General features: G+C 69.0%; 25 protein-coding genes. 17 read left to right on the top strand and 8 right to left on the bottom strand.

What is annotated here, in order from left to right; all coding sequences use genetic code 11:
* Positions 1 to 8 precede the first annotated feature (8 nt).
* Positions 9 to 1,526, bottom strand: a complete 1,518-nt coding sequence (locus ACN6M5_RS13355) for a hypothetical protein (RefSeq protein ID WP_434950551.1) — start codon at positions 1,524 to 1,526, stop codon at positions 9 to 11.
* A gap of 122 nt (positions 1,527 to 1,648) precedes the next feature.
* On the opposite strand from ACN6M5_RS13355, the gene ACN6M5_RS13350 reads away from it, so the two are divergent.
* Together ACN6M5_RS13350 and ACN6M5_RS13345 are read left to right on the top strand one after the other, a co-directional pair.
* Complete coding sequence (locus tag ACN6M5_RS13350; RefSeq protein ID WP_434950549.1) at positions 1,649 to 4,408, top strand: helix-turn-helix transcriptional regulator; 2,760 nt, start codon at positions 1,649 to 1,651, stop codon at positions 4,406 to 4,408.
* 102 nt (positions 4,409 to 4,510) lie between these two features.
* The gene (locus ACN6M5_RS13345) at positions 4,511 to 5,773 is read left to right on the top strand and encodes a serine hydrolase domain-containing protein (protein WP_434950547.1); all 1,263 of its coding nucleotides are present in this window, start codon (positions 4,511 to 4,513) and stop codon (positions 5,771 to 5,773) included.
* Between the two features lie 16 nt (positions 5,774 to 5,789).
* On the opposite strand, the gene ACN6M5_RS13340 is transcribed toward ACN6M5_RS13345, so the two are convergent.
* The 4 genes from ACN6M5_RS13340 to flgN are packed head-to-tail and all read right to left on the bottom strand — an operon-like array spanning position 5,790 to position 8,988.
* Positions 5,790 to 6,173 carry a flagellar assembly protein FliW gene (locus ACN6M5_RS13340; RefSeq protein WP_434950545.1) on the bottom strand — a complete coding sequence of 128 codons (384 nt, stop codon included), beginning with the start codon at positions 6,171 to 6,173 and terminating at the stop codon, positions 5,790 to 5,792.
* Positions 6,170 to 7,054, bottom strand: coding sequence for a flagellar hook-associated protein FlgL (gene flgL, locus ACN6M5_RS13335; protein WP_168690682.1), 885 nt, complete (start codon positions 7,052 to 7,054; stop codon positions 6,170 to 6,172). The genes ACN6M5_RS13340 and flgL overlap by 4 nt, the downstream gene beginning before the upstream one ends.
* Positions 7,055 to 7,056: 2 nt before the next feature.
* Positions 7,057 to 8,481 (bottom strand): flagellar hook-associated protein FlgK, encoded by a 1,425-nt coding sequence (gene flgK, locus ACN6M5_RS13330; protein ID WP_434950543.1) that lies wholly within the window; start codon positions 8,479 to 8,481, stop codon positions 7,057 to 7,059.
* Between the two features lie 12 nt (positions 8,482 to 8,493).
* The gene (flgN, locus tag ACN6M5_RS13325) at positions 8,494 to 8,988 is read right to left on the bottom strand and encodes a flagellar export chaperone FlgN (protein WP_085367402.1); all 495 of its coding nucleotides are present in this window, start codon (positions 8,986 to 8,988) and stop codon (positions 8,494 to 8,496) included.
* Positions 8,989 to 9,382: 394 nt separating this feature from the next.
* On the opposite strand from flgN, the gene ACN6M5_RS13320 reads away from it, so the two are divergent.
* The 5 genes from ACN6M5_RS13320 to ACN6M5_RS13300 all read left to right on the top strand — a co-directional run bounded on the left by ACN6M5_RS13320 (position 9,383) and on the right by ACN6M5_RS13300 (position 13,365).
* Positions 9,383 to 10,198, top strand: coding sequence for a sigma-70 family RNA polymerase sigma factor (locus tag ACN6M5_RS13320; RefSeq protein ID WP_085367401.1), 816 nt, complete (start codon positions 9,383 to 9,385; stop codon positions 10,196 to 10,198).
* 113 nt (positions 10,199 to 10,311) lie between these two features.
* Complete coding sequence (locus ACN6M5_RS13315) at positions 10,312 to 11,145, top strand: flagellin N-terminal helical domain-containing protein (RefSeq protein ID WP_434950540.1); 834 nt, start codon at positions 10,312 to 10,314, stop codon at positions 11,143 to 11,145.
* Positions 11,146 to 11,253: 108 nt separating this feature from the next.
* A complete protein-coding gene (gene fliD, locus ACN6M5_RS13310) occupies positions 11,254 to 12,639 on the top strand; it encodes a flagellar filament capping protein FliD (protein ID WP_434950538.1) in 1,386 nt (461 codons plus the stop codon).
* Complete coding sequence (locus tag ACN6M5_RS13305; RefSeq protein WP_085367398.1) at positions 12,636 to 13,052, top strand: flagellar export chaperone FliS; 417 nt, start codon at positions 12,636 to 12,638, stop codon at positions 13,050 to 13,052. Before fliD ends, ACN6M5_RS13305 begins: the two co-directional genes overlap by 4 nt.
* Positions 13,039 to 13,365, top strand: a complete 327-nt coding sequence (locus tag ACN6M5_RS13300; protein WP_085367397.1) for a hypothetical protein — start codon at positions 13,039 to 13,041, stop codon at positions 13,363 to 13,365. Before ACN6M5_RS13305 ends, ACN6M5_RS13300 begins: the two co-directional genes overlap by 14 nt.
* Here ACN6M5_RS13300 and ACN6M5_RS13295 read toward each other — a convergent pair.
* Genes ACN6M5_RS13295 through ACN6M5_RS13285 form a run of 3 tightly spaced genes read right to left on the bottom strand, consistent with a single transcriptional unit; the run spans position 13,362 to position 15,105 of the window.
* The gene (locus ACN6M5_RS13295; protein WP_434950535.1) at positions 13,362 to 14,141 is read right to left on the bottom strand and encodes a DsbA family protein; all 780 of its coding nucleotides are present in this window, start codon (positions 14,139 to 14,141) and stop codon (positions 13,362 to 13,364) included. The genes ACN6M5_RS13300 and ACN6M5_RS13295 overlap by 4 nt on opposite strands.
* A gap of 22 nt (positions 14,142 to 14,163) precedes the next feature.
* Positions 14,164 to 14,763 (bottom strand): vitamin K epoxide reductase family protein, encoded by a 600-nt coding sequence (locus ACN6M5_RS13290; RefSeq protein WP_434952396.1) that lies wholly within the window; start codon positions 14,761 to 14,763, stop codon positions 14,164 to 14,166.
* Positions 14,764 to 14,790: 27 nt separating this feature from the next.
* Positions 14,791 to 15,105: a hypothetical protein gene (locus tag ACN6M5_RS13285; protein ID WP_434950533.1), complete on the bottom strand. Its 315-nt coding sequence runs from the start codon at positions 15,103 to 15,105 to the stop codon at positions 14,791 to 14,793.
* A gap of 495 nt (positions 15,106 to 15,600) precedes the next feature.
* Here ACN6M5_RS13285 and ACN6M5_RS13280 point away from each other — a divergent pair, with 495 nt between their 5' ends.
* From ACN6M5_RS13280 to ACN6M5_RS13235, 10 genes are read left to right on the top strand one after another with little or no spacing between them, the layout of a single operon-like run.
* The gene (locus ACN6M5_RS13280) at positions 15,601 to 15,942 is read left to right on the top strand and encodes a flagellar basal body rod protein FlgB (protein WP_085367391.1); all 342 of its coding nucleotides are present in this window, start codon (positions 15,601 to 15,603) and stop codon (positions 15,940 to 15,942) included.
* Complete coding sequence (locus tag ACN6M5_RS13275) at positions 15,942 to 16,334, top strand: flagellar basal body rod protein FlgC (protein WP_055897381.1); 393 nt, start codon at positions 15,942 to 15,944, stop codon at positions 16,332 to 16,334. Before ACN6M5_RS13280 ends, ACN6M5_RS13275 begins: the two co-directional genes overlap by 1 nt.
* Positions 16,334 to 16,648 carry a flagellar hook-basal body complex protein FliE gene (fliE, locus tag ACN6M5_RS13270; RefSeq protein ID WP_085367390.1) on the top strand — a complete coding sequence of 105 codons (315 nt, stop codon included), beginning with the start codon at positions 16,334 to 16,336 and terminating at the stop codon, positions 16,646 to 16,648. Before ACN6M5_RS13275 ends, fliE begins: the two co-directional genes overlap by 1 nt.
* Positions 16,648 to 18,243 (top strand): flagellar basal-body MS-ring/collar protein FliF, encoded by a 1,596-nt coding sequence (gene fliF / locus ACN6M5_RS13265; protein WP_434950530.1) that lies wholly within the window; start codon positions 16,648 to 16,650, stop codon positions 18,241 to 18,243. Before fliE ends, fliF begins: the two co-directional genes overlap by 1 nt.
* A complete protein-coding gene (gene fliG / locus ACN6M5_RS13260) occupies positions 18,240 to 19,259 on the top strand; it encodes a flagellar motor switch protein FliG (RefSeq protein WP_434950528.1) in 1,020 nt (339 codons plus the stop codon). The genes fliF and fliG overlap by 4 nt, the downstream gene beginning before the upstream one ends.
* Positions 19,249 to 19,845 carry a FliH/SctL family protein gene (locus tag ACN6M5_RS13255; protein WP_434950526.1) on the top strand — a complete coding sequence of 199 codons (597 nt, stop codon included), beginning with the start codon at positions 19,249 to 19,251 and terminating at the stop codon, positions 19,843 to 19,845. Before fliG ends, ACN6M5_RS13255 begins: the two co-directional genes overlap by 11 nt.
* Positions 19,842 to 21,170 (top strand): FliI/YscN family ATPase, encoded by a 1,329-nt coding sequence (locus tag ACN6M5_RS13250; protein ID WP_434950524.1) that lies wholly within the window; start codon positions 19,842 to 19,844, stop codon positions 21,168 to 21,170. Before ACN6M5_RS13255 ends, ACN6M5_RS13250 begins: the two co-directional genes overlap by 4 nt.
* Complete coding sequence (locus ACN6M5_RS13245) at positions 21,170 to 21,604, top strand: flagellar FliJ family protein (protein ID WP_168690672.1); 435 nt, start codon at positions 21,170 to 21,172, stop codon at positions 21,602 to 21,604. The genes ACN6M5_RS13250 and ACN6M5_RS13245 overlap by 1 nt, the downstream gene beginning before the upstream one ends.
* Complete coding sequence (locus ACN6M5_RS13240; protein WP_434950522.1) at positions 21,601 to 22,419, top strand: C40 family peptidase; 819 nt, start codon at positions 21,601 to 21,603, stop codon at positions 22,417 to 22,419. Before ACN6M5_RS13245 ends, ACN6M5_RS13240 begins: the two co-directional genes overlap by 4 nt.
* The gene (locus ACN6M5_RS13235; RefSeq protein WP_434950520.1) at positions 22,416 to 23,990 is read left to right on the top strand and encodes a flagellar hook-length control protein FliK; all 1,575 of its coding nucleotides are present in this window, start codon (positions 22,416 to 22,418) and stop codon (positions 23,988 to 23,990) included. Before ACN6M5_RS13240 ends, ACN6M5_RS13235 begins: the two co-directional genes overlap by 4 nt.
* Positions 23,991 to 24,006 lie beyond the last annotated feature (16 nt).

The raw sequence follows: 24,006 nt of genomic DNA, 5'->3' as shown, positions 1-24,006 counted from the left end.
TCGGCCTCCTACCGGTCGACCCGGGACAGATAGAGCGCGGAGGGATGGGGGAACGGTGCTCGGAAGGAGACCTCCCGCGCCTCATCCACCACGACGGGATCGCCCGACTGCGTCGTCCGCTCGTCGATGTCGAACCACTCCACGCGGTACTCTCCCGCCTCCAGGTGCACCTGGAGCTCACGGTCGGCATCCGGTTGCAGCACGAGGTATTCGGCGCCGGCGTGCACGAGGCTGTACCCCGAGGACGCGATGTCGTCTCGCGGCGTCATCTCGACGAGATCCATCCGCTCCGCGTAGCGGCGCGTGTCGCCCATCGCCCACCGCGCGGGCTCGTACGACTCGAACGGCGGGATGCCGCTGGTGGCCGAGCTCTCGTCCGTCGGTTCGAACCCGGCGATGATGCCGTAGTCCATGAGGATGGGGTGATGGCCGCGCAGGAAGGTCTTCCAGACCCACAGCGCGTCGCCCTGTCCGGGAGCGTAGTGATCGGAATCGCTGATGATCACTTTCCCGCCGTCGGCGACCGGAGGGTCGGCGTACCAGCGCGACGGGGGTGCGCCGGGGGCCATCGGGTGACCGCCGTCGGCGAACATCTCGTCGTCGTAGCCCGGTGAGATCCACTCCGCGTCGCTGGCGAGCAGAGGCCGGTTGACGGCGGTCTGGTTCGCGACCGGGAACTGCATCGTCATCCCGATGGGGTGCGTGTCGTACCCGCTCTTCTCCTCGTGGTCCTTCACGAGATCGATGACCCGGTACTGCCACTGGGTCGTGTCGCCCCAGTCCGGGGCGGTCGTGAGGCCGATGAAGCCCGCGAACTCGTCGCTCACCGTGCCGCCGCCGGAGGACTCGTTCGCCACCTCCCAGAGCACGTTGGGCAGGTCGTGGAGGGTGTCGATCACCCGGCGGATGTACCGGTCCTGAATCTCCTGCACGCGCTCGTCCAGTGGGAGGACCTGCAGGTCCAGGATGGATTCGGCGGCGACACCGTTGACGTTGTTGCCGGCGTGGAACGGGTGGCCCTCGATGTGGTCCGGCGCCGGGCTGAGGTGGAGTGCCCAGCCGTCGAACAGCATGACCCCGACGTAGATGCCGGCGCTGCCCGCTGCGACGACCCGATCGCGGAGGCGTGCGAAGTAGTCGTCGTCCAGCTGATCCAGATCGAAGCGCGGCTTGCCGTCTTTGGCCGTTCCGGGTCCGGTGCGACTCCACGGCTGCGGGCTCATGTCGAGGTGGAAGTTACCTCCGGCCGCCTGGGAGCGGAACTGCTCCCACCGCCACAGCCGGATGAAGTTGTGCCCGCGAGCGGTGAGGAAATCGAGGTAGGCGTCGAAGTCCAGCTGCTCGGGAGCATCCGGTGCGTCCGGCCCGGGGCCCATGCCGTCCTGGAGGTTGTTCCAGATGTGGGACCCGGTGAGGTAGACCGCTTTTCCGGTGTCAGGGCCGGAGCCGGGTGTGAAATAGCGGGGGTTGCGGTCGGAGACCACCAGCGGTCCCGCCGCTGTGATCGTCGAGGGTGAGGAAACCATGCTCGTGCTCCGATTCGTGTCGAACGTCGTGCTCCTGAGCCTGTCCTGATCCTCCGAGCCGAACATCGGCCACCTGGCCGATATCGTGCGGTCTGGCGGCATTGCGTGGCAGGGTGGAGCGCATGAGCGCAGCGGAGGACGCCGACTATTCGGAGGCCTCCGCGTCCGTGGCAGATGTTCCGACGCCGCTCACCGCCTTCATCGGCCGAGACGACGAGCTCGCGACGGTGTCCGGTCTCCTCTCGACCCGACGCCTGATCACCCTCACGGGGCCCGGCGGAGCGGGTAAGACGCGCCTGGCGGCGGAGGTCGCGCACCGGAGGGTGGCCGACTTTCCGGATGGCGTGTTCTGGGTCGATCTGACCCTGCTGTCCGACGACGAGTCGGTCGCAGAGGCCGCGGCCGCCGCTGTCGGCGCGCCGCCCCTCGGGACTCGGCTCCGGTCCCTTCGCGATCACCTGGCAGCGCGGCGTGCGCTTCTCTGCCTCGACAACGCTGAGCACGTTCTCGCGGGCGTCGCCGAGCTGGTCGAGGCGGTGCTCCGGTCCTGCCCGGATGTCGTCGTCCTGGTGACCAGCCGGGAGCCACTGTCCCTTCCCGGCGAGACGGTCTTGCTGGTTCCTCCGCTGAAGGACGCCGACGCTGTCGACCTGTTCGTCGATCGCGCCCGGTCGGTGCAGCAGGAGTTCGCGGTGAACGAGTCGAGTCTCCGGGCGGTGCTCTCCATCGCGGCCCACCTGGATGGCGTCCCCCTGGCGTTGGAGCTCGCCGCCGCGTGGATGCGCGTTCTCACCCCTGAGCAGGTCGAAGCGGGCCTCGAGGATCGGTTCTCGCTGCTGGTCCGTGGCCCTCGAGGTGCCCCGCGGCGCCAGCTGACCCTGCGGGGATCCATCGACTGGAGCTATGCCTTGCTCGATGACGCCGATCGCGTCATCTTCCGCCGCCTCTTCGTGTTCGCCGGTTCCTTCACGTCGACAGCCGCCCAGGTGGTGTGCGCCGAGGGGGAGGACGTCACATCGTCCGATGTCCTGCTGGCGATCCGTCGACTCGTCGACAAGTCGCTCCTCGTGACGGAGACACGCGACGGCCGCGCACGCTACCGGATGCTCGAGACCATCCGTGCGTACGCGACGGCACGGGCAGCACAGGCGGGCGAGCAGGAGGTCAGCCGTGCTCGCCACCTCGGCTGGTGCGTCGCCGTCGCGGAGGACGCCGACCGGGATCGGGTGTCGAACCCCCTCACCTGGCGGGATGAGATCGCCCGCGAATACGACAATCTCGTGGCCGGCCTGCAGTACGGGCTCGCAGCGTCCGATCCGCAACAGGGCCGACAACTCGCCGCCAGCCTGGCCTGGTACTGGCATTTCGACCAGCGCGGCCGGGAGGGAATGACGTTCCTCCGGGCTGCGATCGAACGGGGAACCCAGGATCGGACCCTGCTCCAGGTGCGGCTTCTGACCGGCCTGGCCTTCGTCGCAGACACGGCGGGACCCCTCGACGTGGAGTACGAGGCGGCTGCGCACGCCCTCGCGTTGGCGGAGGAGATCGGGGCGACAGCCGAGCGCGCGCAGTGTCTTCTGCTGTCGGCCGTCGGCTCGTTCTACACCGACTTCGGCGAATCGTGGGCGCTGTGCGAGAAGGCCCGCGAATCGGCTCTCACGACCGGCAGCTCGTTCGTGGAGGGAGCGTCTGGTGCCCTGCAGGCGATGATCCTGCACCTGCGAGACGAGCACGCGGAGGCTCAGGCTGTGGCCGAGGGTCTGCAGAAGGAACTGCCCCACCATCCGGGGATTCGCTCGACGTTGCTCGCGTACCAGGCCGACGGCGCCTTCGCGACCGGCGACCTCCCGCGCGCGCAGGAGCTGGCCGAGCAGGCGGTCCTGCTGGCAGAGCCGCTGAACGACTACCTTCGGCTGGGGCTCGCTCGCTCGACCCTCGCCCGGATCGTCGCGGGGCGCGGGCATCCGGAGCCGGCAGCCGACCTCCTCGTTCCTTTCGCGCAGTTCGCCGAACGCGACGACGTGTTCATTCCCGGCCTCAACGAGGCGCTGGCGTCGCTCGCGACACAGCGGGGGGACGCGGCGTCAGCGGTCGCCTGGCTCGAGCGCCCCGCCGCTGCGACAGAGCGCGGTGCCCAGACGTGGATCTCGGCTCGCGCGCTGCCGCAGCTGGGTGCCGCCCTGGCCGCTCTCGGCCGTGTGGACGAGGCGGCAGAGGTGTTCGCCCGGGCGGTCGACGCCTGCCGGCGCCTCGGCCTTCCCGGGTCTCTGGCTCAAGCGCTCTGCGGCCAAGCGGAGCTGGCGGCGAACACCCCGGAGACGCTGGGCCGGGCCGCCGAACTGCAGCACGAAGCTCTGGCGATCCGCGTGCACCACGGCTTGGTCCCCGCTCAGATCGAGAGCGTGGAGGCGTTGGCGCGCGTGAGTGCGCTCGCAAGGCCCTCCGTGGACGCCGTGCGGCTCCTCGCTGCCGCGTCGGCGGCGCGTGCCCGCCTGGGACTTCCGCGCACGCCAACACAGCAGGCGTCCTACGATCAGGCACTCTCGGCTCTTCAGGCCGTCCGGGACTCGGCGGACGGGGAGAACGCAGCGTCGGCGGGCGCTGCGTGGGACCTTCAGGAGGCTGTCGCGTACGCCCGACGAGCTCACGGGCCGCGTTCTCGCCCGACGACCGGCTGGGCGAGCCTCACTCCGACCGAGGTGCAGGTGGCGACGACGGTCGCGGAGGGGTTGTCGAACCCTGACGTCGGGGCGCGCCTGTCGATGAGCCGGAGCACCGTGAAGACGCACCTGAGTCACATCTACTCCAAGCTCGGCGTCGCGAATCGTACCGAGCTGGCCGCTCGCGCATCCACGCAGGAGCAGGGAACCGCAGAAAAGTGAGCGCACATCGGGCGGCCGGGATACCGGTGCGCTGCACGGTGCGTCCCCCGTGAGCGGTTAGAATCCTTTGACCAGGGACACCGAACCCATCGGGGGATGGCAATGCGACGACGAGCGAGACGGATCACCGCCGTCGCCCTGGCGAGCGTCCTCGCCCTGGTTCTGGCCGCGTGCACCCCGAATGCCGGCGCGAGCTCCACGCTGCCGAAGCAGGTCGCCGGCGGCTTCTCCTCCGAGGTCACGGGCAAGCTGAAGACCGCGGTGACGGACGCGATGAAGCAGGCAGGCGCATCCGGAGCGATGGTCGGCGTGTGGGCGCCGTGGGCGGGCAGCTGGACCGACGGCATCGGCACCACGACCCTCAAGGGATCGAAGCCGGTCACCGCCGGGATGACCTTCCGGATCGCGCAGAACACCATGCCGATGACGTGCACCGTGCTGCTCGGCCTGGTGGACGACGGCACGGTCGAGCTCGACGACCCGCTCACCAAATGGCTGCCGGGGCTGGTCGGCGTCGACGGCGTCACTCTGCGGGAGCTGTGCCAGAACACCTCGGGCATCGGCGACTTCCAGGGCCAGCTGAACCACATCTTCCTCAACAACCCCACCAGGCAGTGGCCGGCGCTCGAACTCGCCAGCGACGGCCTCGCCACGCAGCCGTTCGGCAAGCCGGGCGAAAAGCTCGGGGTGTCGATGACGAACTTCGTCCTGCTCGGCATGGCGCTCGAGAACGCGGCAGGCAAGTCCTGGCAGGACCTCTACTCTCACTACATCTTCGACAAGCTCGGGATGACGTCGAGCTCGTTCCCTGGTCCGTCGCAGCTCACCGTGCCCGGCCCGCATCCTGCCGGATACTCGGTGGGCATCGACCCTGCGGGCGCCGTGGTCTGCGAGCCGATGCGGGATGTGACGCAGCTGTCGCCGTCGATGGGCTGGACCGCATCCGGTGTGGTCTCGAACGTCCCGGACCTCAAGGCGTACGTGCAGGCCCTCGCCAGCGGTTCGCTGGTGTCGGAGAAGTCGGCGAAGGCGCAGGCCACCGGCATCCCGAACGGGTCGGATTGGCAGAAGTACGGGCTCGGCGTGCAGATCCTCGGCCCGCTGCGCGGTAGCGCGGGAGCGATGCCCGGCTATCTGTCCGCGTTGTACAGCGACCCGTCGTCCGGCCTGACCATCGTGGTCGCCCTCAACAACTCGACGCCGGGGCCCGCGTTCGCGCAGTACCTCGCGCAGCGGCTCGCCTCCATCGTCTCCAAGGTGCCGGCGAAGGTGAAGGGCGCAAAGGTCGTCGCCGGGCTTCCGTGGTCGGAGGCGCAGATGACGGAGGCCATCGGCAAGACCGTGCCGTGCCCTCCCGCCAAATAGTGCGCGGGGTCTGAATTCAGGCGCCCGCGAGGGCTGCGAGTTGCGCCTGCACGGGGAACACGTCGTCGTCGAGCACCAGCTGGAGTCCAGCGCCGGTCGCCCTGTTGACGAGAACGGGAGCGGCGAGGTTGACCGTGCTGCCCTCGCGCGACGGGGTGACGACGACGAGCGCCAGCACCTCGTCCGCCGTGCTGACGCCGAGGTCGGCGGCCTTGTCGTCCGGGAGTTCCGGCGAGTAGCCGGGCAGGTGCCTGGCCGCGTCGATCGTGAACAGGCGGATCTCCGGGCGCTCGGCGGCCTGCAGCGTGTACAGGCCCTCCGCGCCGGCGACGGCGGTGAGCTCGAAGTCGACCAGCGGCTCCAGGCCGGGAGGCGGCGCGAGGAAGCTGACGGCGCTCATCGGAGGAAGTCCATCAGCGTCGGCTGGAGCACCTTCGCCGTGACGGCGATCGCGGTCTGGTAGTTCACATCCTGGGTCTTCAGGTCGAGGAGGACCTTGCTGAGGTCGACGTCCTCGAGGCTCGCGCGCTGGCCCTCGAGCGAGTTCGAGTTGACCGCGAGCGTGTCCTTCGCCTTGTCGATGCGGGTCTGGCGCCCGCCGATCTCCGCGTGCTCTCCCACGATGGCCTTCATCCGGTTGTCGATCTCGCCGAGGCGAGGTCCCGTGTTCACCCCGGAGCGCAGATCGCTCACGGTGTTGTCGATGAGCGCGAACACCGAGCTCGCCCCCGTGCCGAACACCGCTGCGCCGTCGGAGTCGACGCGCACGGTCGAGTCTGGACCGACTCTGCGGTCGACTGTACTCCCGGCGACGCCGGTGAACGTGTAGTCGGGCTGGAACGCGACGCCGGCGTTCGAGTTGCCCGCGAAGACCGTTCGGCCGAGGTAGGTGGTGTTCGCGAGCGAGAGCAGGCTCTTCTTGAGGCCGTCGAGCTCGGTGGCCACGGCCTCCTTCGCCTCGGGAGACAGAGCGCCGTCGTTGGAGCCCTGCACGGTGAGGTCGCGGACCCTGTTCATGATCGCCTCGACGGAGGTGAGCGTGGAGTCGGCGGTGGTGAGCCAGGCGTCCCCGTTGTCCGCATTGCGCGCATACTGTGCGTTGGCCGCCTGGTCGGAGCGGACGCCGAGGGCGCTCGCCGTGGCGGTCGGGTCGTCCGACGGCCGGTTCAGGAGGCGCCTGCTCGTCGCCTGATCGTAGAGCGCGGTCTGCCGCTGCAGGCTGGCCTGCAGGTTGTTCTGCGCGTTGAGCGTCTGGGTCGCGTTCGTCACACGGGTGAACACGGTTACCTCCCGACCAATCCGGTGTGGTTGATGAGCACGTCGAGCGCTTCGTCGACCGCGGTCATCACGCGGGCGGCACCCTGGTAGGCATGCTGGAACGCCAGCATGTTCATGTTCTCTTCGTCGAGGTCGACGGACGAGTTGGAGAGCTGCGCGTTCACCGCGCCCTTGGAGGCGAGGTCGGCCAGCGCGGACTGCTGCTGCTCCGACTTGCTCGCCACGCCGATGCGCACGACGAACGCCGTCCACTGCTTGTCGACCGCATTCGGGCCGGTGCCGAGCTGGGCGATGGCCCCCGCGAGGCTGCCGTCGCTTCCACCGGCACCCGGCGTCCCCGTCGCGATCTGGCCGACGGTGGTCGGCACGACGGACAGGCCGAGCGCGGCGGGCTTGGTGGCGTCGATCGCGAAGAAGTCGAGGCCGGTCGCACCGCTCGGGGTCGCTCCCGTGCGGTGCAGGTCGTTCACCCGCTGGGCGAGCGTGACCGCGAAGGCGTTGTATCCGGCCGCTGCCTCCGCCAGTACTCCCCCGGTGCCGGATGCGTCTGCCGGCGCGAGCGTGGAGATCGCGCCGGAGATGGCGCCGCCCTCCATCGCGATGGCGGAGCCCGGACGGCTCGCCCACTCGAGGCGGACGGGATCGCCTGTCGCATCCCCCATCAGCCGGGCGCCTGCGGCCTGCACGGCGTTGAACGAGGTCTCGGAGACGATCGCGTTGCCGCCGATCAGCACATCCACCGTTCCGTCGTCGCGCGGACGCACGACGCCGCCGGCGAGGTTGGCGATCTGCGTGGTGAGCACGTCGCGGCGGTCCATCAGCTCGTTCGCCGAGCCCCCGGAGGCCAGCGTCGACCGGATGCGGCCGTTGAGCTCTGCGACCTGGCTCGCGGCCTGGTTGAGGTCGGTGACCATGCCGTCCACGTTGGTGCGCAGAGCGCTCCACTGGTTGTCGACGGACGCGTAGCCCTGCGAGATCTGGGTGACCAGGCTGCCCGCCTGGCCGAGCAGCACGCCGGCTGGCGCCTGCTCCCCCGCCTGGTTGGACACGTCCGACCAGGCTGACCAGAACTTCTGCAGCTGCGCCGAGATGCCGTTCGTGCCCGGCTCGTTGAGCGAGGCTTCGAGCGTGGAGAGGGCGGACGCCCTGGTGTTCGAGTATCCGGAGAGCGCCGTGGTGGTGCGCACCCGCGCATCCAGTGCTGCATCGTCGAGACGCTGGATGCCGTCGACGCTCACACCCTGACCCGGACGGACGCCGCCGACGAAGAGCCCGGCCTGGTTCAGCGCCGGCACGCCGGACGTCTGGATGCGCTGCCTGGTGTATCCCTGCGTGTTGGCGTTGACCAGGTTCTGGCCGACCACATCCAGGCCCGCCTTGGCGGCGACCAGTCCGGTGTACGCGGTGTTGAGTCCGCTGAAGGTGCTCATCCTGTCGCTGTCCTACGCTTCCGTGTCGAAGAGCCTGGCAGTGGATGCGCCGGGCCGACTCTCGCCGCCCGCGCCGTACACCCCGGGGTCTCCCCCGCCGCCGGCGAGGCCGTTGATGGTCTCCTGGGTGGAGCGGGCCGCTTCGCGCAGCAGGCGCTCGTTGGTGTCCCGCACCTCGGCGATCTGGGCGGTGAGCTCGATCATGGCGGCCAGGTGCGAGGCGAAGATGTCGGACCAGATGCCGTCGGGGGCGGCCGTGGCGAGTTCGCGGAGGCTGGAATCGGGGCTGATTCCCCACTCCTCTGCGAGCGAGGCGACCTCGACGGTGCGGGCGAGCCCGACGGAGCGCATGCGCTCCATCACCTGCTCGACCTCGCGGGTCGCGTGGGAGATCCAGCGCGACTTGCCCGCGGTGAGCAGTAGTTGCTCCTCCTCGAGCTTGAAGAGCAGCAGCTCGAGCAGCTCGCGTTCCTTCCAGAGCTGCGCAGAGAGTTCACTCGCCGCCATGTCGCTACCAACCTCCTCGTGAGTCGTCGTGCGCACATGGTCCCCTTGTGTCCGCGGCGCCGGTCTGCGCCGTCACCAGGGACCATCGGCAGGTTTGGCCTCGATGTTAGGGGCGGCGGCCAGTGAGTTGGCTGGGACGCCTAGCGCTTTTCACATGAATGTCAGTATTCCCCGTACTGGGGGTAGGTACTGCCCCATAGTGGGGGCGCGACACCCCCGCGCGGAGTTACTTGCAATTGTTACCGTGAACACGAGCAAGACCCCTAGCGCCTGTTCGGCACCCGAAGTAAGTCCGGACATTCCACAGAACCGCCCGAGCACCACCCGCACCGAAACCACCGGCGAACGCCGGACGGACGCGGGCGCTCGGCAAACCAGGACAGGGGTCGCCCGCGTGAACCGCACAGAACGCAACACGCTCGTCGTCGAGAATCTGCCGCTCGTCGGCTACCTCGTCTCCGACCTGTGTTCACGAGCGACGCACCTGTCGCGCGACGACCTGGCCTCCGCCGGCGCCCTCGCCCTCGTGCAGGCCGCCGGAGCGTTCGACCCGACACTGGGCATCCCGTTCGGGGCATACGCCCGCACCCGCATCGTCGGCGCGTTCGCCGACGAGATGCGCGCGAGCGATTGGGCCACCCGCTCGGCCCGCAAGCGCATCAAAGAGACGATGGCGGTGCAGGAGAGCCTCACCGCCGGCCTCGGCCGCACACCCAGCGTCGAAGAGATCGCCAACGCGCTGGGCGTCGACCGCGAGACGGCGGCCGCTGCGCTGTCCGACGCATCCAGGACCGTCACCACCATCGACGAGACCGTCGAGACGATCCTCGTCTCCGACGCCGTCTCCCCCGAGGACTCGCTGCTGGCCGGAGAGCAGACCGCGTACGTGCGCGCCGCCGTCTCCGCCCTCCCCGACCGGATGCGCTACGTGGTCGAGGCCATCTACTTCGACGACCGCACCGTGACGGAGGTCGCGGAAGAGCTCGGCATCACCCACTCGGCCGTGTCGCAGCAGCGCTCGGAGGCGATCCGCCTCATGCGCGAGGGCATGGCCACGCACTACGCGGACGAGGGAGACCCGGAGGTCATCGAGGCGAAGACCTCGCAGGCCCGCCGCAGCGCATACCTCGCCCGCCTCGCGCAGCACGCGGTGGCGAACGTCGCGCGGCTCTCGCCGCCGCCGTCGTCCACCTCGGCACGCGCATCCTGAACTCGTCGCAGATCGTCGCAGCTCATCGCTAACGGGATGCGCGCGACGGCCGATAGAAGATGTTGCAGCCCACGGACGGGCCGCACAAACCCAATCATGGAGGAATAGCAATCATGGGTATGCAGATCAACACCAACGTGTCGGCACTCAACGCCTACCGCAACCTGAACAACACGCAGAGCGACCTCTCGAAGTCGCTCGAGAAGCTGTCCAGCGGCCTCCGCATCAACCGTGCGGCGGACGACGCGGCAGGCCTGGCGATCTCGCAGGGCCTGAAGTCGCAGGTCGGAGGCCTCACGGTCGCCGCCCGCAACGCTCAGGACGGCATCAGCGTCGTGCAGACCGCTGAAGGTCAGCTGACCGAGGTCCACTCGATCCTGCAGCGCGTGCGCGACCTGGCAGTCCAGGCCGGTAACGACTCGAACAACTCCGACTCGCGCGCCGCTATCAAGACCGAGGTCGACCAGCTCACGAAGGAGCTCACCCGCATCTCGGGCGACGCGAACTTCAACGGCATCAAGCTGCTCGACGGCTCCAACGCCACGCTGACCTTCCAGGTCGGTGCCGGTTCCGTTGCCGCCAACGACCAGATCGATGTCGACCTGTCCGGTGCGAACGTCTCCACGGTGGCCACCGCCGTCGGCGCGCTCACCTTCGACACCGCCGCGAACGCGCTGACCTCGATCGCTGCTCTGGACACCCAGATCACGAACGTGTCGACCGCTCGCGCCAACCTCGGTGCGGTCCAGAACCGCTTCGAGAGCACCATCCGCAGCCTCAACGTCTCCAAGGAGAACCTGTCGGCCGCGAACTCGCGTATCACCGACACCGACATGGCGGAGGAGATGGTGAAGTACACCCGCTCCAACATCCTGTCGCAGGCCGGCACCGCGATGCTCGCGCAGGCCAACCAGTCCGGCCAGGGCGTTCTGCAGCTGCTCCGCTAGTAGGGCCGCGGCCGGGATGCGCAACCCCAAAGCGCATCCCGGCCGCACCACCGGCTGAGCCTTCCCGCACGCGGGCAGGTCAGCGAGAAGACACGAAGGGAGACGCTCATGGGCTTGGCCATCGACGGGCTGATCAGTGGTCTGAAGACCACCGACCTCATCGACCAGCTGATGCAGGCGGAAGCCATCCCGCAGACCCTGCTGAAGAACAAGGTCAGCGACTCCACCAGCTACATCACCGCGATGCAGGCGCTCAACACCAAGGTCGCCGCGCTCGCGGACGCCGCGACGAAGGCGTCGAAGCCGGCAGGAACAGACCTGCACATCGCGACAAGCAGTTCCACAGCCGTCACCGTCACCGCCGGAGTCGGCGCCGTCGACGGCACCATCGACTTCACGGTGGACAAGGTCGCCCAGTCCCAGGTGATCGTCACCGGCCCCCTCACCCAGTGGCCGGACGAGCCGCCCGTGCTCACCTTCGTCGCAGCAGACGGCACGACCAAGCAGGTCACCGCGGCGAGCTCATCCCTCGCCGATGTCGCAGCAGCGATCAACAAGGCGGGCGTCGGCGTCAGTGCCACCCGCGTCTCCGCCGGCCTCGATCCGGTCAGCGGCGCGCAGACGTACCGCCTGCAGCTCAGCTCCACCGCCACCGGCTCCACCGGAGCGTTCACCGCCTATCGCGGAACCCCGGCCGACGTCACGGCGGGAACCGCCACCAACCTGCTCACGGAGCCGGGCGCGGCCCAGGTGCGTGCAGCCCAGGATGCGCAGCTGACCCTGTGGAGCGGCACCGGCGCCGCGCAGGTCGTCACCTCCAGCACCAACTCGTTCGCCGACGTGCTCCCCGGCGTCTCGATCACCGTGAGCGCAGCATCCACCACCCCCGTCACGCTGACCGTCGCCCGCGACGACAAGTCGATCACCGACCTGGCGAACACCCTGGTCAGCAGCCTGAACGACATCTTCGGCTACGTCAGCTCGAAGCAGGCGGTGTCCACCACCACCAACGCGACGGGCGGCACGGTCGTCACGGCGGGAGCGTTCACCGGCGACTCGACGGTCCGGGATGCGAACCAGAAACTGCTGACCGCCGCATCCGCCCCCATCGACGGCGTCTCGCCCTCCAAATACGGCATCAACATCACCCGTGACGGCACCCTCACCTTCGATAAGGACGTCTTCGGCGCCGCGCTCGCGGCCGACCCGGAGAAGGTGAAGGCGGTCGTCCAGACGATCGCCGGCCGCGTCGCCGACGCCGCAACGGCCACCAGCGACAAGTACGACGGCACGATCACCACCAAGATCGCCGGCGAACAGAAAACGGTGAAGGGCCTCAACGACCAGATCACCGACTGGGATTCCAGGCTGGCCGACCGCCGCTCGACCCTGGAGAAGACCTACGCGAACCTCGAAGTGCAGTTGCAGCAGCTGCAATCGCAATCATCATGGCTGACCGGCCAGCTCGCCTCGCTCTCATCGAGTTCCTCGTGAGCCTCCTGAGCGGCACGGCCGCCAAACTCAACGCGTACAACAGGGATGCGATCCTCTCCGCCTCCCCCGTCCGCCTCCTGACGATGCTCTACGACCGGCTGGTCCTCGACCTGACCCGCGCGGAGACCGCACAGCGCGACGGCAACTGGCCGGTGGCCTGGGAGAACCTGCGCCACGCCGACCAGATCGTCGCCGAACTCGCCTCCTCTCTCCGCCTCGACGCCTGGGACGGCGCAGACGGCCTCCTGCAGCTCTACACCTACGTGGCCGACCTGATCGTCTTCGGCAACATCGAACGCGACCCGGACAAGATCCGCGAAGCCATCGACCTCATCGAGCCGCTCCGCCAGACCTGGCACGAAGCCGCGGCACTCCTCCCCTCGGAGACGGGCGGCACCCTTGGCACAGCCTGACGACTTCGCCCAGTGGGAAGAAGACGACGCCCACTCCCCCACCGGCTGGGAGGACGCGCTCACCCAGATGGAGCACGACCTCCAAGGCGCACTCGCCACGATCGACCCGGTGCCCTGGCGCCCACCCATCGCCCTCGGCCCGATCCCGCCGGAACTGATGGAACGCGCGGCGCGCATCCTGGAAGCGCAGATGCACACCATCCGCTACCTGGAAGACGTGCGCCAGACGACGGCGAAGCACCTGGCCGCGGTGCGCTCGGTGCCGTCGGCCGAGGTGGGGCCGCATCCGGTGTACTTCGATTTGATCGGCTAGCGGTCCGCGTCTCCGAAGTGCGCGGCGAGTGCTGCGGGGTCACTGATGTCACCGCTGAAGAGCGTGCCGTCGATGAGGACCGTCGGGGTGGACACAATGCGCTTGAGATCCGTTCCAGGAACGGGTGATGTCGTGGCGCGATTGGTTTCGGACTGTACCCACCTGTTGAACGTGCCGTCGTCGATGCAGTTCACGACGCCGGACCCGGTGATGGACGCAGGAAGCAGGCCTTTGATCTCCGCGTCGGTGAGTCCCGGGGTGTTCTCTGCCGGTTGATGCGCGAAGAGAGCTTGGTTGAAGTCCAGGAAGGACGCGGGCGCGTGGTCGGCCACGCATGCCGCTGCGTTCGCTGCCCGGAGGGAGTACTTAGTGCCTGAGGACATGGTCGTGAGAATGGCCAACGGGTGGACTTCGAGCGTCGCCGTTCCTGCAGCGACGCGGGAGGCCAGCTGCTGTCCGTTCGTGGACTCGAAGGTGCCGCAGTGGGGGCAGAGGTAGTCCTGGTAGATCGCAACACGCGGCGCACCGCTCGTGGTGTCGCCGATGACGATCGCTCCCGATTGAGTGTTCCGCGGTGCAGGTGGAGGTTGGATGGCCGCCATGATCCCCATCGTGACTGCGAGCCCAATGGCAACGATGCCGACCGCTCCCCCGCCGATTGCGAACAGCCGCCTCCGCTTGGAGCGGCGACGTTCCTCTTCACGGAGAGCGCGCGCAGCGATCCGAGCCGCATCGCGTCGATCCCGCTTCGGAATTCTCGGGTGAAGGTCTGTCATCGTGTTTCCTTCGTTATGTCTGTCACAGGCTGGTGAGGAAGGGCCAGAGAAGCGGGAAGTTCGCGAGCAACACGAGGAAGACGACCGAATAGCAGAGGAGAGCGATGGGCCACAGCCATACCCGCAGCACTGCTCCGCCGGCGGACCGGACTGCCGCGCCGCCGAGGGCGCCGCTGGAGGCAGCCCACGACGCTGCCGCGAGTGTCAGTGGAATCATCGCGGCCCAGACCACGAGGCAGTACGGGCACAGCGCGCCGATGGACGACACCGTCTGCACCATCAACCACACGATGAATCCCATCCCCAGGCACACGCCGACGAAGAACGCGAGAACGAACCATCGTGGGAACCGGGCTCCGCTCACAAGGCTGACGCCGACCACGATCGGCGCCACGAAACACACCACGCCGATGAGCGGGTTGGGGAAGCCGAGCAGTGCCCCCTGCCACGAGTCCATCGCCGGCGCGCAGGTGATGAAGGGGTTCACGCTGCAGGTGAGTTGTGCGGTCGGCGATTCAAGATGCTTGAGCTTCTCGAGCACGAGCGCGAAGGACGCGGCCAAGCCCACAAGCCCGAGTACGACGAAGAGCGCACCACCGTATGTGTGCGATTGCTTGCTGATGATGCGCTCCTTGTCGTTGATCGGTGGTTAGCGGCGTTCGACGAACCACTTCGCGTTGTTGGTCGTGAGGTTGCACGAAGCGGCGAGGGCGCCGCTGAGCGGGGCCTTCATCCATCCGCTGTATTTCGTCCACGTCGACTCCCACGGCCACGCCGCGTAGCAGGTGACGCCCAGACGGAATTCGCCGCTTCCGCTGCAACTCGTTGAGGCGATGCTGCCGTTGTAATTCACCCCGCTGCACGACGGTGCAGCGCTCGCGGCAGGTGCGGCAGCCACGGCAAGTCCGCCGAGGACCGCCAGTGAACCGACCAATGTCACGAATCTACGCGTCAGATTATTCATTTTACATCTCTTTCTGCTGAGCAACTCCGCCCAGCAGGGAGAACGTAACATCACGTATATTAAATATATTAATCGACGCTGAACTCGAGATTGGTATCCCAATCGACGCGCGATGCGTGCCTGGTTGAAAGCCTGTGGATAACTCTGTGCAAAACAGGTGGATGAGGTACGGAAACGTGTGGAGGACACGCGCGAGATGTGTGGACTCTCAGAGGTTCTCAAGGTTCAAAATCGCTTCTGATCAGGCTTTCTGAACGCCATCACTCAGTTTCGAACAGGACTTCGAAACTACCACCGTGTAATTCCACCTCTGTGCAGAGCTGTGGATGAACCTGTGCACGAAGACGGTTACAGAGCCCTTTCCACAGGCCGATTTTCACAAAGCAGCTAACGTTCGCGAGAGCCCTGCCGATAGCAGAGAGTGAGCACGGACAGCTCGTAGATCAGGCCACGGATCGGCCGCCACACCAGACGAATCTCCGATGGGATGCAGCTGTGCTCGAATCCGTGACCAGTGCCGCGCTCGCGAGTGCCCTCGACGGCCTCGCCGCCCGCCAGCGCGCTATCGCCAACAACATCGCCAACGTCAACACGCCCGGATACACCGCTGAGCGCGTGTCGTTCGAGGATGCCCTCGCGCGGTCCGTCGCGCACGGGGACGGGCACGCCGCATCCACTGTCGCCCGCTCGCTCGAGCCGACCAGGACAGACGGCAACAACGTCAACCTCGACACAGAGACCCTGTCCAACGTGGACACCGTGCTGCGCTTCCAGTTCGCCTCGCAGGCGGCCGGCGGCCAGTTCTCGTCCATCCGAGCGGCACTGAGGACCAGCTGATGACATTCGACGCGATCGGCATCGCGGGCACGGGACTGACCCTGCACCGCAAGTGGCTCGACGCCATCTCCGACAACCTCGCCAACATCAACACGGCGAAACCGACCGACGGGGCCGCCTTCCAAGCGCGCTACGTGGTCGCCCAGGAGGGCGAAGGCACCACCGGCGTGTACGTCGCGGGTGCCGCATACGGCAGCGCCGAGGGGCGGATGGTCTACGAACCGGACAACCCCGTCGCCGACGAGAACGGCTACGTGCGATACCCGGACATCGACCTGTCGTCGCAGATGGGCGCCCTCATCATGGCGCAGCGCGGCTACCAGGCCAACGCGGCCGTCGTCGACCGCGCCAAAGAGTCGTACCAGGCAGCCCTCGAGATCGGACGCAACTGATGCCCATTCCCGCCATCGGCGCCGTCAGCGCCATCGACACCACCGGCGCCACCAGTGCGTTGTCCGCCGCATCCGGAGCCACCGGCACCGGGGGAGCGGCGTTCGGGAACTCGCTCACCGGCGCCATCGACAACCTGCAGCAGCTGCAGGGCACCAGCGACAACCTCGCCATCAAGGCCGTCACCGGCGACCTCACCGACATCCACGACGCCACCATCGCGTCGTCGCGTGCCCAGGTCACCCTCGAACTCGTCGCCGGCGTCCGCAACAAGGCCGTGGATGCGTTCAACGAGATCATGCGGATGCAGGCCTGATGCCCCAGCAGGTCACGAGCTTCTTCCGGCGGATCGGCGACACGATCCGCGGGTTCTCGATCGCGCAGCGCGTCATCGCCATCATCGGCGTCGCCGTGGTCGCGCTCGGCGTCACCGGGCTGGCGATGTGGGCGTCCCAGCCCGCGTACACCCCGCTGTTCTCCGGGCTGCAGGCGACGGATGCGTCCAGCATCGTCGACCAGCTCCGCACCGACGGCGTCCCATACCAGCTCACCGACGGTGGAGGCACGATCCTCGTGCCGCAGCAGAAGGTCTACGACGAGCGCCTCAAGGCCGCGTCCGCCGGACTGCCGACGGCGACGACCGGCGGATACTCGCTGCTCGACAAGATGGGCGTGACCTCGTCGGAGTTCCAGCAGTCCGTCACGTACAAGCGCGCGATGGAAGGCGAGCTCGGCTCGACGATCAGCGCCATGAAGGGCGTCAAGACCGCATCCGTCCGCCTGGCGATCCCCGAGGACACGGTGTTCGTGTCCGAGAAGAAGGACCCGACGGCCTCCGTCTTCGTGGAGACCCAGAACGGCGTGACGCTCTCCGCCGACCAGGTGCAGGCGATCGTGCACCTCACCAGCGCGGCCATCACCGGCATGCAGCCGACCGATGTGGCCGTCATCGACGCATCCGGGACCGTGCTCAGTGCGGTCGGCACCGGTGCGGTCGGGGGAGCGGACAAGCAGGCCAGCGACTACGAGACCCGCGTGAAGACGGCCGTGCAGGCGATGCTGGACAAGGTCGTCGGCCCGGGCAACGCCACGGTCGCCGTCGCAGCGGACGTGAGTACGGAGTCCGCGCAGCGCACGGAGGAGACGTACACGACTCCGACGAACGCCCCGTCGCTCAGTGAGACCACGCAGTCCGAGACGTACACCGGTTCCGGGGGAGGAGCGGCGGGCGTGCTCGGCCCGGACAACATCGCCGTGCCCAACGGGGCCAACGGCAACGGCACGTTCAACTCGCAGTCGAGCACCAAGGACAACGCGGTCGACAAGGTCACCGAGCAGCGCACCATCCCGGCAGGAGCCGTGAACAAGCAGACCGTCTCCGTCGCCCTCAACAAGGATGCGGTCGGCGGCGACGTGAGTACGAACGAGATCCGCAACCTCGTCAACGCCGCAGCGGGGATCGACGTGGCCCGCGGCGACTCGGTGAGCGTGGAGATGGTCAACTTCAGCAAGGCGAGCGCCACCGAGGCCGCCAAGGCGATCCAGGAGGCGAAGGACGCAGCCGCAGCGGACCAGCTCACCGGCATCATCCGCTCGTCGATCATCGGCGCCGCCATCGTCGCAGCGATCATCATCGCGTTCGCGCTCTTCCGCCGCAGCCGCAAACGCGCGGAGGAGAACGCATCCATCGAGGGCACCGACACCGTCGAGCTGGACGCCGCCGCGTTCCCGATCGCCCTCGAACAGGCGCCGCCCACCGTTCCCATGCAGCTCGACCCCGTGCCGGACCCGACCGCTCCCGAGCTGGAGGCCGAGCGCCGCCGCGCCGAGATCGAGGCGCTCGCCGAACGCGACCCGCAGAAGACGGCCGAGTTCCTGCGCAGCCTGATGGATGAACGGCAGGGCGTATGAACGAGCTCAAGGCGCCGCTGAGCGGGGCGCAGAAAGCCGCCATCGTGCTGATGAACATGGATCAGCAGCGTGCGGCGCAGGTGATGAAGCAGTTCTCCGAGGAGGAGGCAGACGAGATCACCGCGGAGATCCTGCGTCTGCGCAGGGTCGACCCCGCCATCGCCGAGAAGGCGATCAGCGAGTTCCACGACCTCACCGTGCGCGGCGGGATGAGCACCCGCGGCGGCAGGGACATCGCGGTCGGGCTCCTCGAAGCGTCGTTCGGCGCCGAGAAGGCCACCGGCGTGCTCAACCGCGTCGCGTCGAGCATGGCCGGCAAGCAGTTCGAGTTCCTGGATGCCGTCGAGCCCGGCCAGGTGCAGATGCTGCTCAACGGCGAACTCCCGCAGACCAGCGCGCTGGTGCTGGCCCACCTGCGCCCCGACCACGCATCCCGCATCCTCGCGGGACTCGACGAGACGGCTCGCGCGGATGTCGCGCACGCCATCGCCACGATGGGCAGCGCCAGCCCGGATGCGGTCCGCGTCGTCGCAGACACGCTCAAGCAGCGCGCGGGGGCCGTCGTCGGCTCGCGCGACTCGTCCGACGTGGTCGGGGGAGTGCAGCCGCTCGTCGACATCATCAACCGTGCGGACGCGAGCACGGAGAAGGCGCTGCTCGAAGCCCTCGAACGCCGCAACCCCGAGCTGGCGGAAGAGGTCCGCTCCCGGATGCTCACCTTCGCCGACATCGTCAAGCTGGAGGACCGCGACGTGCAGCAGGTGCTGCGCGGCATCGATGCAGCCATGCTGGCCGTGGCGATGAAGGGCGCGACCGAGCAGGTCATCGAGACCATCACGACCAACCTGTCCGAGCGCAACAGGGAGATCCTCGCGGACGAGATCCGCGTGCTCGGCCCTGTGCGCCTCTCGCAGGTGGAGGACGCCCGCGCCGAGATCGTGCGCGCGATCCGCGACCTGGAGGCCACGGGCGCGATCACCGTGCAGCGGAACGACGAGGACGCGTATGTCGAATGACGCCGTGTTCGCCCCCGTCGCCATCCCTGTGATCGCGGAGACCGCCGAAGCCGTCGCACAGGCCGGCGTCGCTCGCTCGCGCGGGTACGCCGCCGGGTACGCGGACGGCCTGCGGGCGGCGGCGGAGGAACAGCGGGCGTGGCGCGCGGCGGCCGACGCCGAGCGTGCGGCGGACGATGCGGCGGCGGCGGAACGGCTCGCGGTGCTTGCTTCCGCACTGCGGAATGCGGCGATCGAGCTGCGCGAGGCCACGGTGCCCGTGCTCGCCGAAGCAGAGGAATCCCTGGTCAACGCCGCTTTCCACCTGGCTGAGGCCGTGGTGGGGGATGCGTTGACCGACCGCACGGCCGCAGCGCGCGCCGCCGTGGCGCGCGTGCTCGGCGGAGACGTCGCAGGGGCGGTCGCCGTCGTACGGCTGAACCCGGACGACCTGGCCGCCATCGGCGCAGGGGCCGCCGGCGACGCCGTGCGGCTCGTGGCCGATCCGGCACTGGCGCCGGGGGATGCGGTGGGCGAGCTGCCCGACGGCTGGCTGGATGCGCGCATCCACTCGGCGCTCGACCGTGCACGGGAGGCGCTGGGATGAGCGCAGCCCCGGACACCGCGACCCTTCCGCGCATCGCCGACGCCGTGCGCGCCGCGCGCGTCGAGAAGGTGGGCCGCGTCGTCGGCATCGTCGGCCTCGGCGCAGAGGTGGAAGGCGTTCCCGCCGCTATCGGCGACGTCGTCGTGGTGGGGGAGCGGCCCGGCGTTCACGCGGAGGTCGTCGCGACCTCGGCCGAACGCATCCGGGTGATGCCGTTCGGCAGGCTGACCGGCATCGGGGCTGGTGCTCCCGTCCGTGCGCTCGGCGCTCCGCTGCTCGTGCCGACCGGGCGCGGGATGCTCGGCCGCGTCATCGACTCCCTCGGCCGCCCTGTGGACGGCAAGGGCCCGATCGAGCCGGACGGGTTCGTCCCCATCGACAACCGTGCGCCGGAGGCCATGCGCAGGGCGCGCATCCAGAGCCCGCTCGGCCTGGGGGTGCGCGTGCTGGACACGCTCGTCACGGTCGGGCGCGGGCAGCGGCTCGGCCTGTTCGCCGGATCCGGTGTGGGGAAGTCGTCGCTGCTGTCGATGATCGCGCGCGGCACGGAGGCGGAGATCTCGGTGATCGCGCTGGTGGGGGAGCGCGGCCGTGAGGTGCGCGAGTTCCTCGAAGACGACCTCGGGCCGGAGGGGCTCGCCCGCTCGATCGTCGTGGTCGCGACCTCCGACGAGCCCGCCGTCATGCGCCTCCGCGCGGCGTTCACCGCGACCCGCATCGCCGAGTCGTTCCGCGACGCAGGCGCACACGTGGTGCTGATGATGGACTCGCTGACCCGTGTCGCGATGGCGCAGCGCGAGATCGGCCTCTCGGTGGGCGAACCGCCCGCCACCCGCGGATACCCGCCGTCGACGTTCTCCCTGCTGGCCCAGCTCCTCGAACGCGCAGGCACCGGCGAGGTCGGCTCGATCACCGGGCTTTACACCGTGCTCGTCGACGGAGACGACCACAACGAGCCCATCGCAGACGCCGCCCGCTCGATCCTCGACGGACACGTCGTGATGGACCGCCGCCTCGCCGTCGTCGGCCACTTCCCCTCCGTCGACGTTCTCGGCTCCATCTCTCGCCTCGCCTCCCGCGTCACGACGCCGGAGCAGCGCGCAGCCGCCGTCGCACTGCGCAGCATCCTCGCCGCCAAGGTCGCGGCCCAGGACCTCCTCGACGTCGGCGCGTACAAGACGGGCACCAACCCCCGAGTGGATGCGGCCGTCGCGCACGAAGACGCCATCAACGCCTTCCTGCGCCAGAACCTCGGCGAAAGCGCCGACCCCGCCGAAGCCTGGCAGCGCCTCGGCATCCTGGTGAACCAGCTCGGAGGTGTCTGATGGCACGGGCGTTCCAACTGGCCGGACTGCTGCGGCTGCGGCAGATCGAGAAAGACCACGCGGCGAGCGACCTCGCAGCGGCCAACGCCTTCCGGCGGGATGCGGGGGAGCGGCAGGCCCGAGCCATCGCCGCCCTTCACGCCGTGCCCGTCGAGGCGACGGATGCGAGCACGCTGTTCGCGATGGCCGCCGCCCGCGCATCCAGTCGCAGTATGCTCGCCGACCTCGCAGCGCTCGCCGACCAGGCCGACGCAGAGGTCGCGGAGGCGCAGACGGCGTTCGGCGAGGCGAAAGCACGCGCGGTCGGTCTGGAAAAGCTCGAAGCACGGCACAACGCGAGCGTGCTCGCCGGAGAACTCAGCGCAGAACAGGCAGCCATCGACGAGATCGCCACCGGCGCCTGGGTGCGCGAACGGGAAGGGAACGACGCATGACAGTCACCGACGCACTCGCGAGGATCGCCCAGATCCAGGCGACCCTGGTGCAGATCGACCAGCCGACGGCGACCTCGACGGGCAAGGCGTCCGCAGCCTCCGCAGCATCGGCGACCGACTTCGCCAACGCGCTCGCCGGAGCGGTGGGCGAGACGTCCGCCGTGGGCGGGACGGCCGGCGGAGGGTCCGTGACCGGCGCCGACGTGGTGGCCGACGCCAAGAAGTATCTCGGCGTCCCGTACGTCTTCGGCGGGACGACGTCGAGCGGCCTCGACTGCTCCGGCCTGGTGCAGCGCGTGTTCAAAGACCTCGGCATCGACGTCCCCCGCCTGGTCTCCGGCCAGTCGACGCTCGGCACGGAGGTGCCGTCGCTCGCCCAGGCCAAGCCGGGCGACCTGATCGTGACCAACGGCGGCGACCACATCGTCATCTACGCGGGAGACGGCAAAGTCATCCACGCACCGAGCGAAGGCCGCAACGTGAGCCTGGTCGACAACTGGATGGACGACTCCGACATCGTGACCATCCGCCGCGTGGTGCCCGAGGCGAGCACGGCGCTGGCGAGCGCGCCCGCGATGTTCAACGCGAGCGGGATGGGCGGGGTCGGCGGTCTTTCTGGGCTGTCTGGTCTTTCCGGGTTGTCTGGTCTTTCTGGGTTGTCTGGTCTTTCCGGGTTGTCTGGACTTTCCGGGCTCTCCGCCCTTTCCGGCGTCTCCGGGCTGGCAGGGCAGTCCTCCTCCGTTCCGTCTGCCGCGGCGCAGGCGGCCCAGCTGCAGGCGCGCATCTCCTCGATGCTCGGCGGAGGCGCAGAATGAGCCCGACCATCGCTCCGGTGACCACGTCACCGTCCGCCCCGGCCGCCGCGCGCAAGCCCGGTACGGGAGGAGACGCGTTCCAGCAGTTCCTCGCCGGTGCTGCTCCCACGAACACCAACCCACGGGATGCACGGGATGCGCGCCCGGCATCGCGCGACGAGCCGTCGTCGTCCGACGCGCGGCCCCGCAAGGCGGTCAAGAGCGGCGCAGAGAAGGCCGCGGGTGCGGATGCGGGTGCTTCGGCGAAGCCGGTGGACGCGGCAGCTCCTGTAGCGCGTGGGGATGTGGGCGTTTCCAGTGCCGCCGGTTCCGCGCCCGGCTCTGCTGCAGCCACCGCTGCCGCTGGGGGTGCCGGTTCTCAGCAGTCTGCTGCAACCGCCGGAGCGAGCGTTGCAGGCGATGCCGTCGCCGATGCGCTCGTCGCCGCAGCCGACGCTACTGCTGCGACGGCGACAGCCGGGACACCGGAGGCGCTTGCCGCCGCCGCGGCGTCGGGGAACTCTGGCGGGAGGGGCAAGAACACCACCGACTCCCGCATTCCGACAACGCCGAATGTCACCGGCGCCGCTGCTGGCGTGCCTTCGTCGGCAACAGGTGTCGCGGCGGGCACAGTTTCCGGTCCGGCTGCTCCGGCGGCTGGCGCTGCCACCGCCACGAGCTCGGCGTCGACAGCGGTCGGTGCAGCTGTGGGCGCGGTGGCCGTTGACGCAGGTTCGGGCACAGCACTCTCCGGCACTGCTTCGGCAGCGTCCGCCGCTTCCGCCGATGCCGATGCTGCTGCCACTGCCGCGCCCGCGCCAGCCGTCCCCGCCGCGACCGCGACCGCAGCCGCCGCCGCAACGGCCACCGCAACGGCCACCGCCCCAACGGCCGCCTCCGCGATGGCCGCCGCCTCCGCGACTGCCGCAACCACGGCCTCCGCAACCACAGCGGTCACCGCAACGGCCGCTACCCTCACCGCTGCCACCGCGACCCCCTCACCCCGCACCGCCGACGACGCACCGTCCGCGCCCGCCGCACCGACTGCATCCACCGCCGTCGCCGCCCCCACAGCACTGGCCGCGCCCGCCGCCACCGCTGCTCCCGTCGCCACCTCCGCCTCAGCACCCACCTCCACCCCCACCTCCGCACCCGCAGCACCCCCTGCGCTCCCGCAGCAGCTCTCGCGTCCGATCTTCACCCTCGCGTCCGCGGGCCGGGGCGACCACGTGATGACCGTGCACGTTACGCCGGACACGCTCGGGCCTGTCACGGTCCGGGCTCACGTCGGTGCGGAGGGTGTGCGCGTCGAGTTGTTCGCCCCGACCGATGGCGGCCGTGACGCACTGCGCGCCATCCTGCCCGACCTGCGGCGCGACCTCAGCGGAGCAGGGCTCTCCGGCAGCCTCGACCTGTCCAGCCAGAACCAGCCACAGACCGAGGACCAGCGCGGCGGAGCGGCGGACCGGCAGGGGAACGCCCTCACCGCATCCCGGGCGGAGCAAGCCGGCACCGCCGCAGACAGGACCCCCGAGCAGCAGCGGACTGCACGTTACGGCGGCGCAGGTCACACCATCGACCTCGTCGTCTGACACCCACCGACCGACC

This window comes from Leifsonia araucanica, assembly GCF_051161895.1.
In the GTDB taxonomy this organism is placed as follows: Bacteria; Actinomycetota; Actinomycetes; order Actinomycetales; family Microbacteriaceae; genus Leifsonia.
Note: the sequence above shows the minus strand (reverse complement) of the source record. Positions and strands in the feature narration are given on the sequence as shown.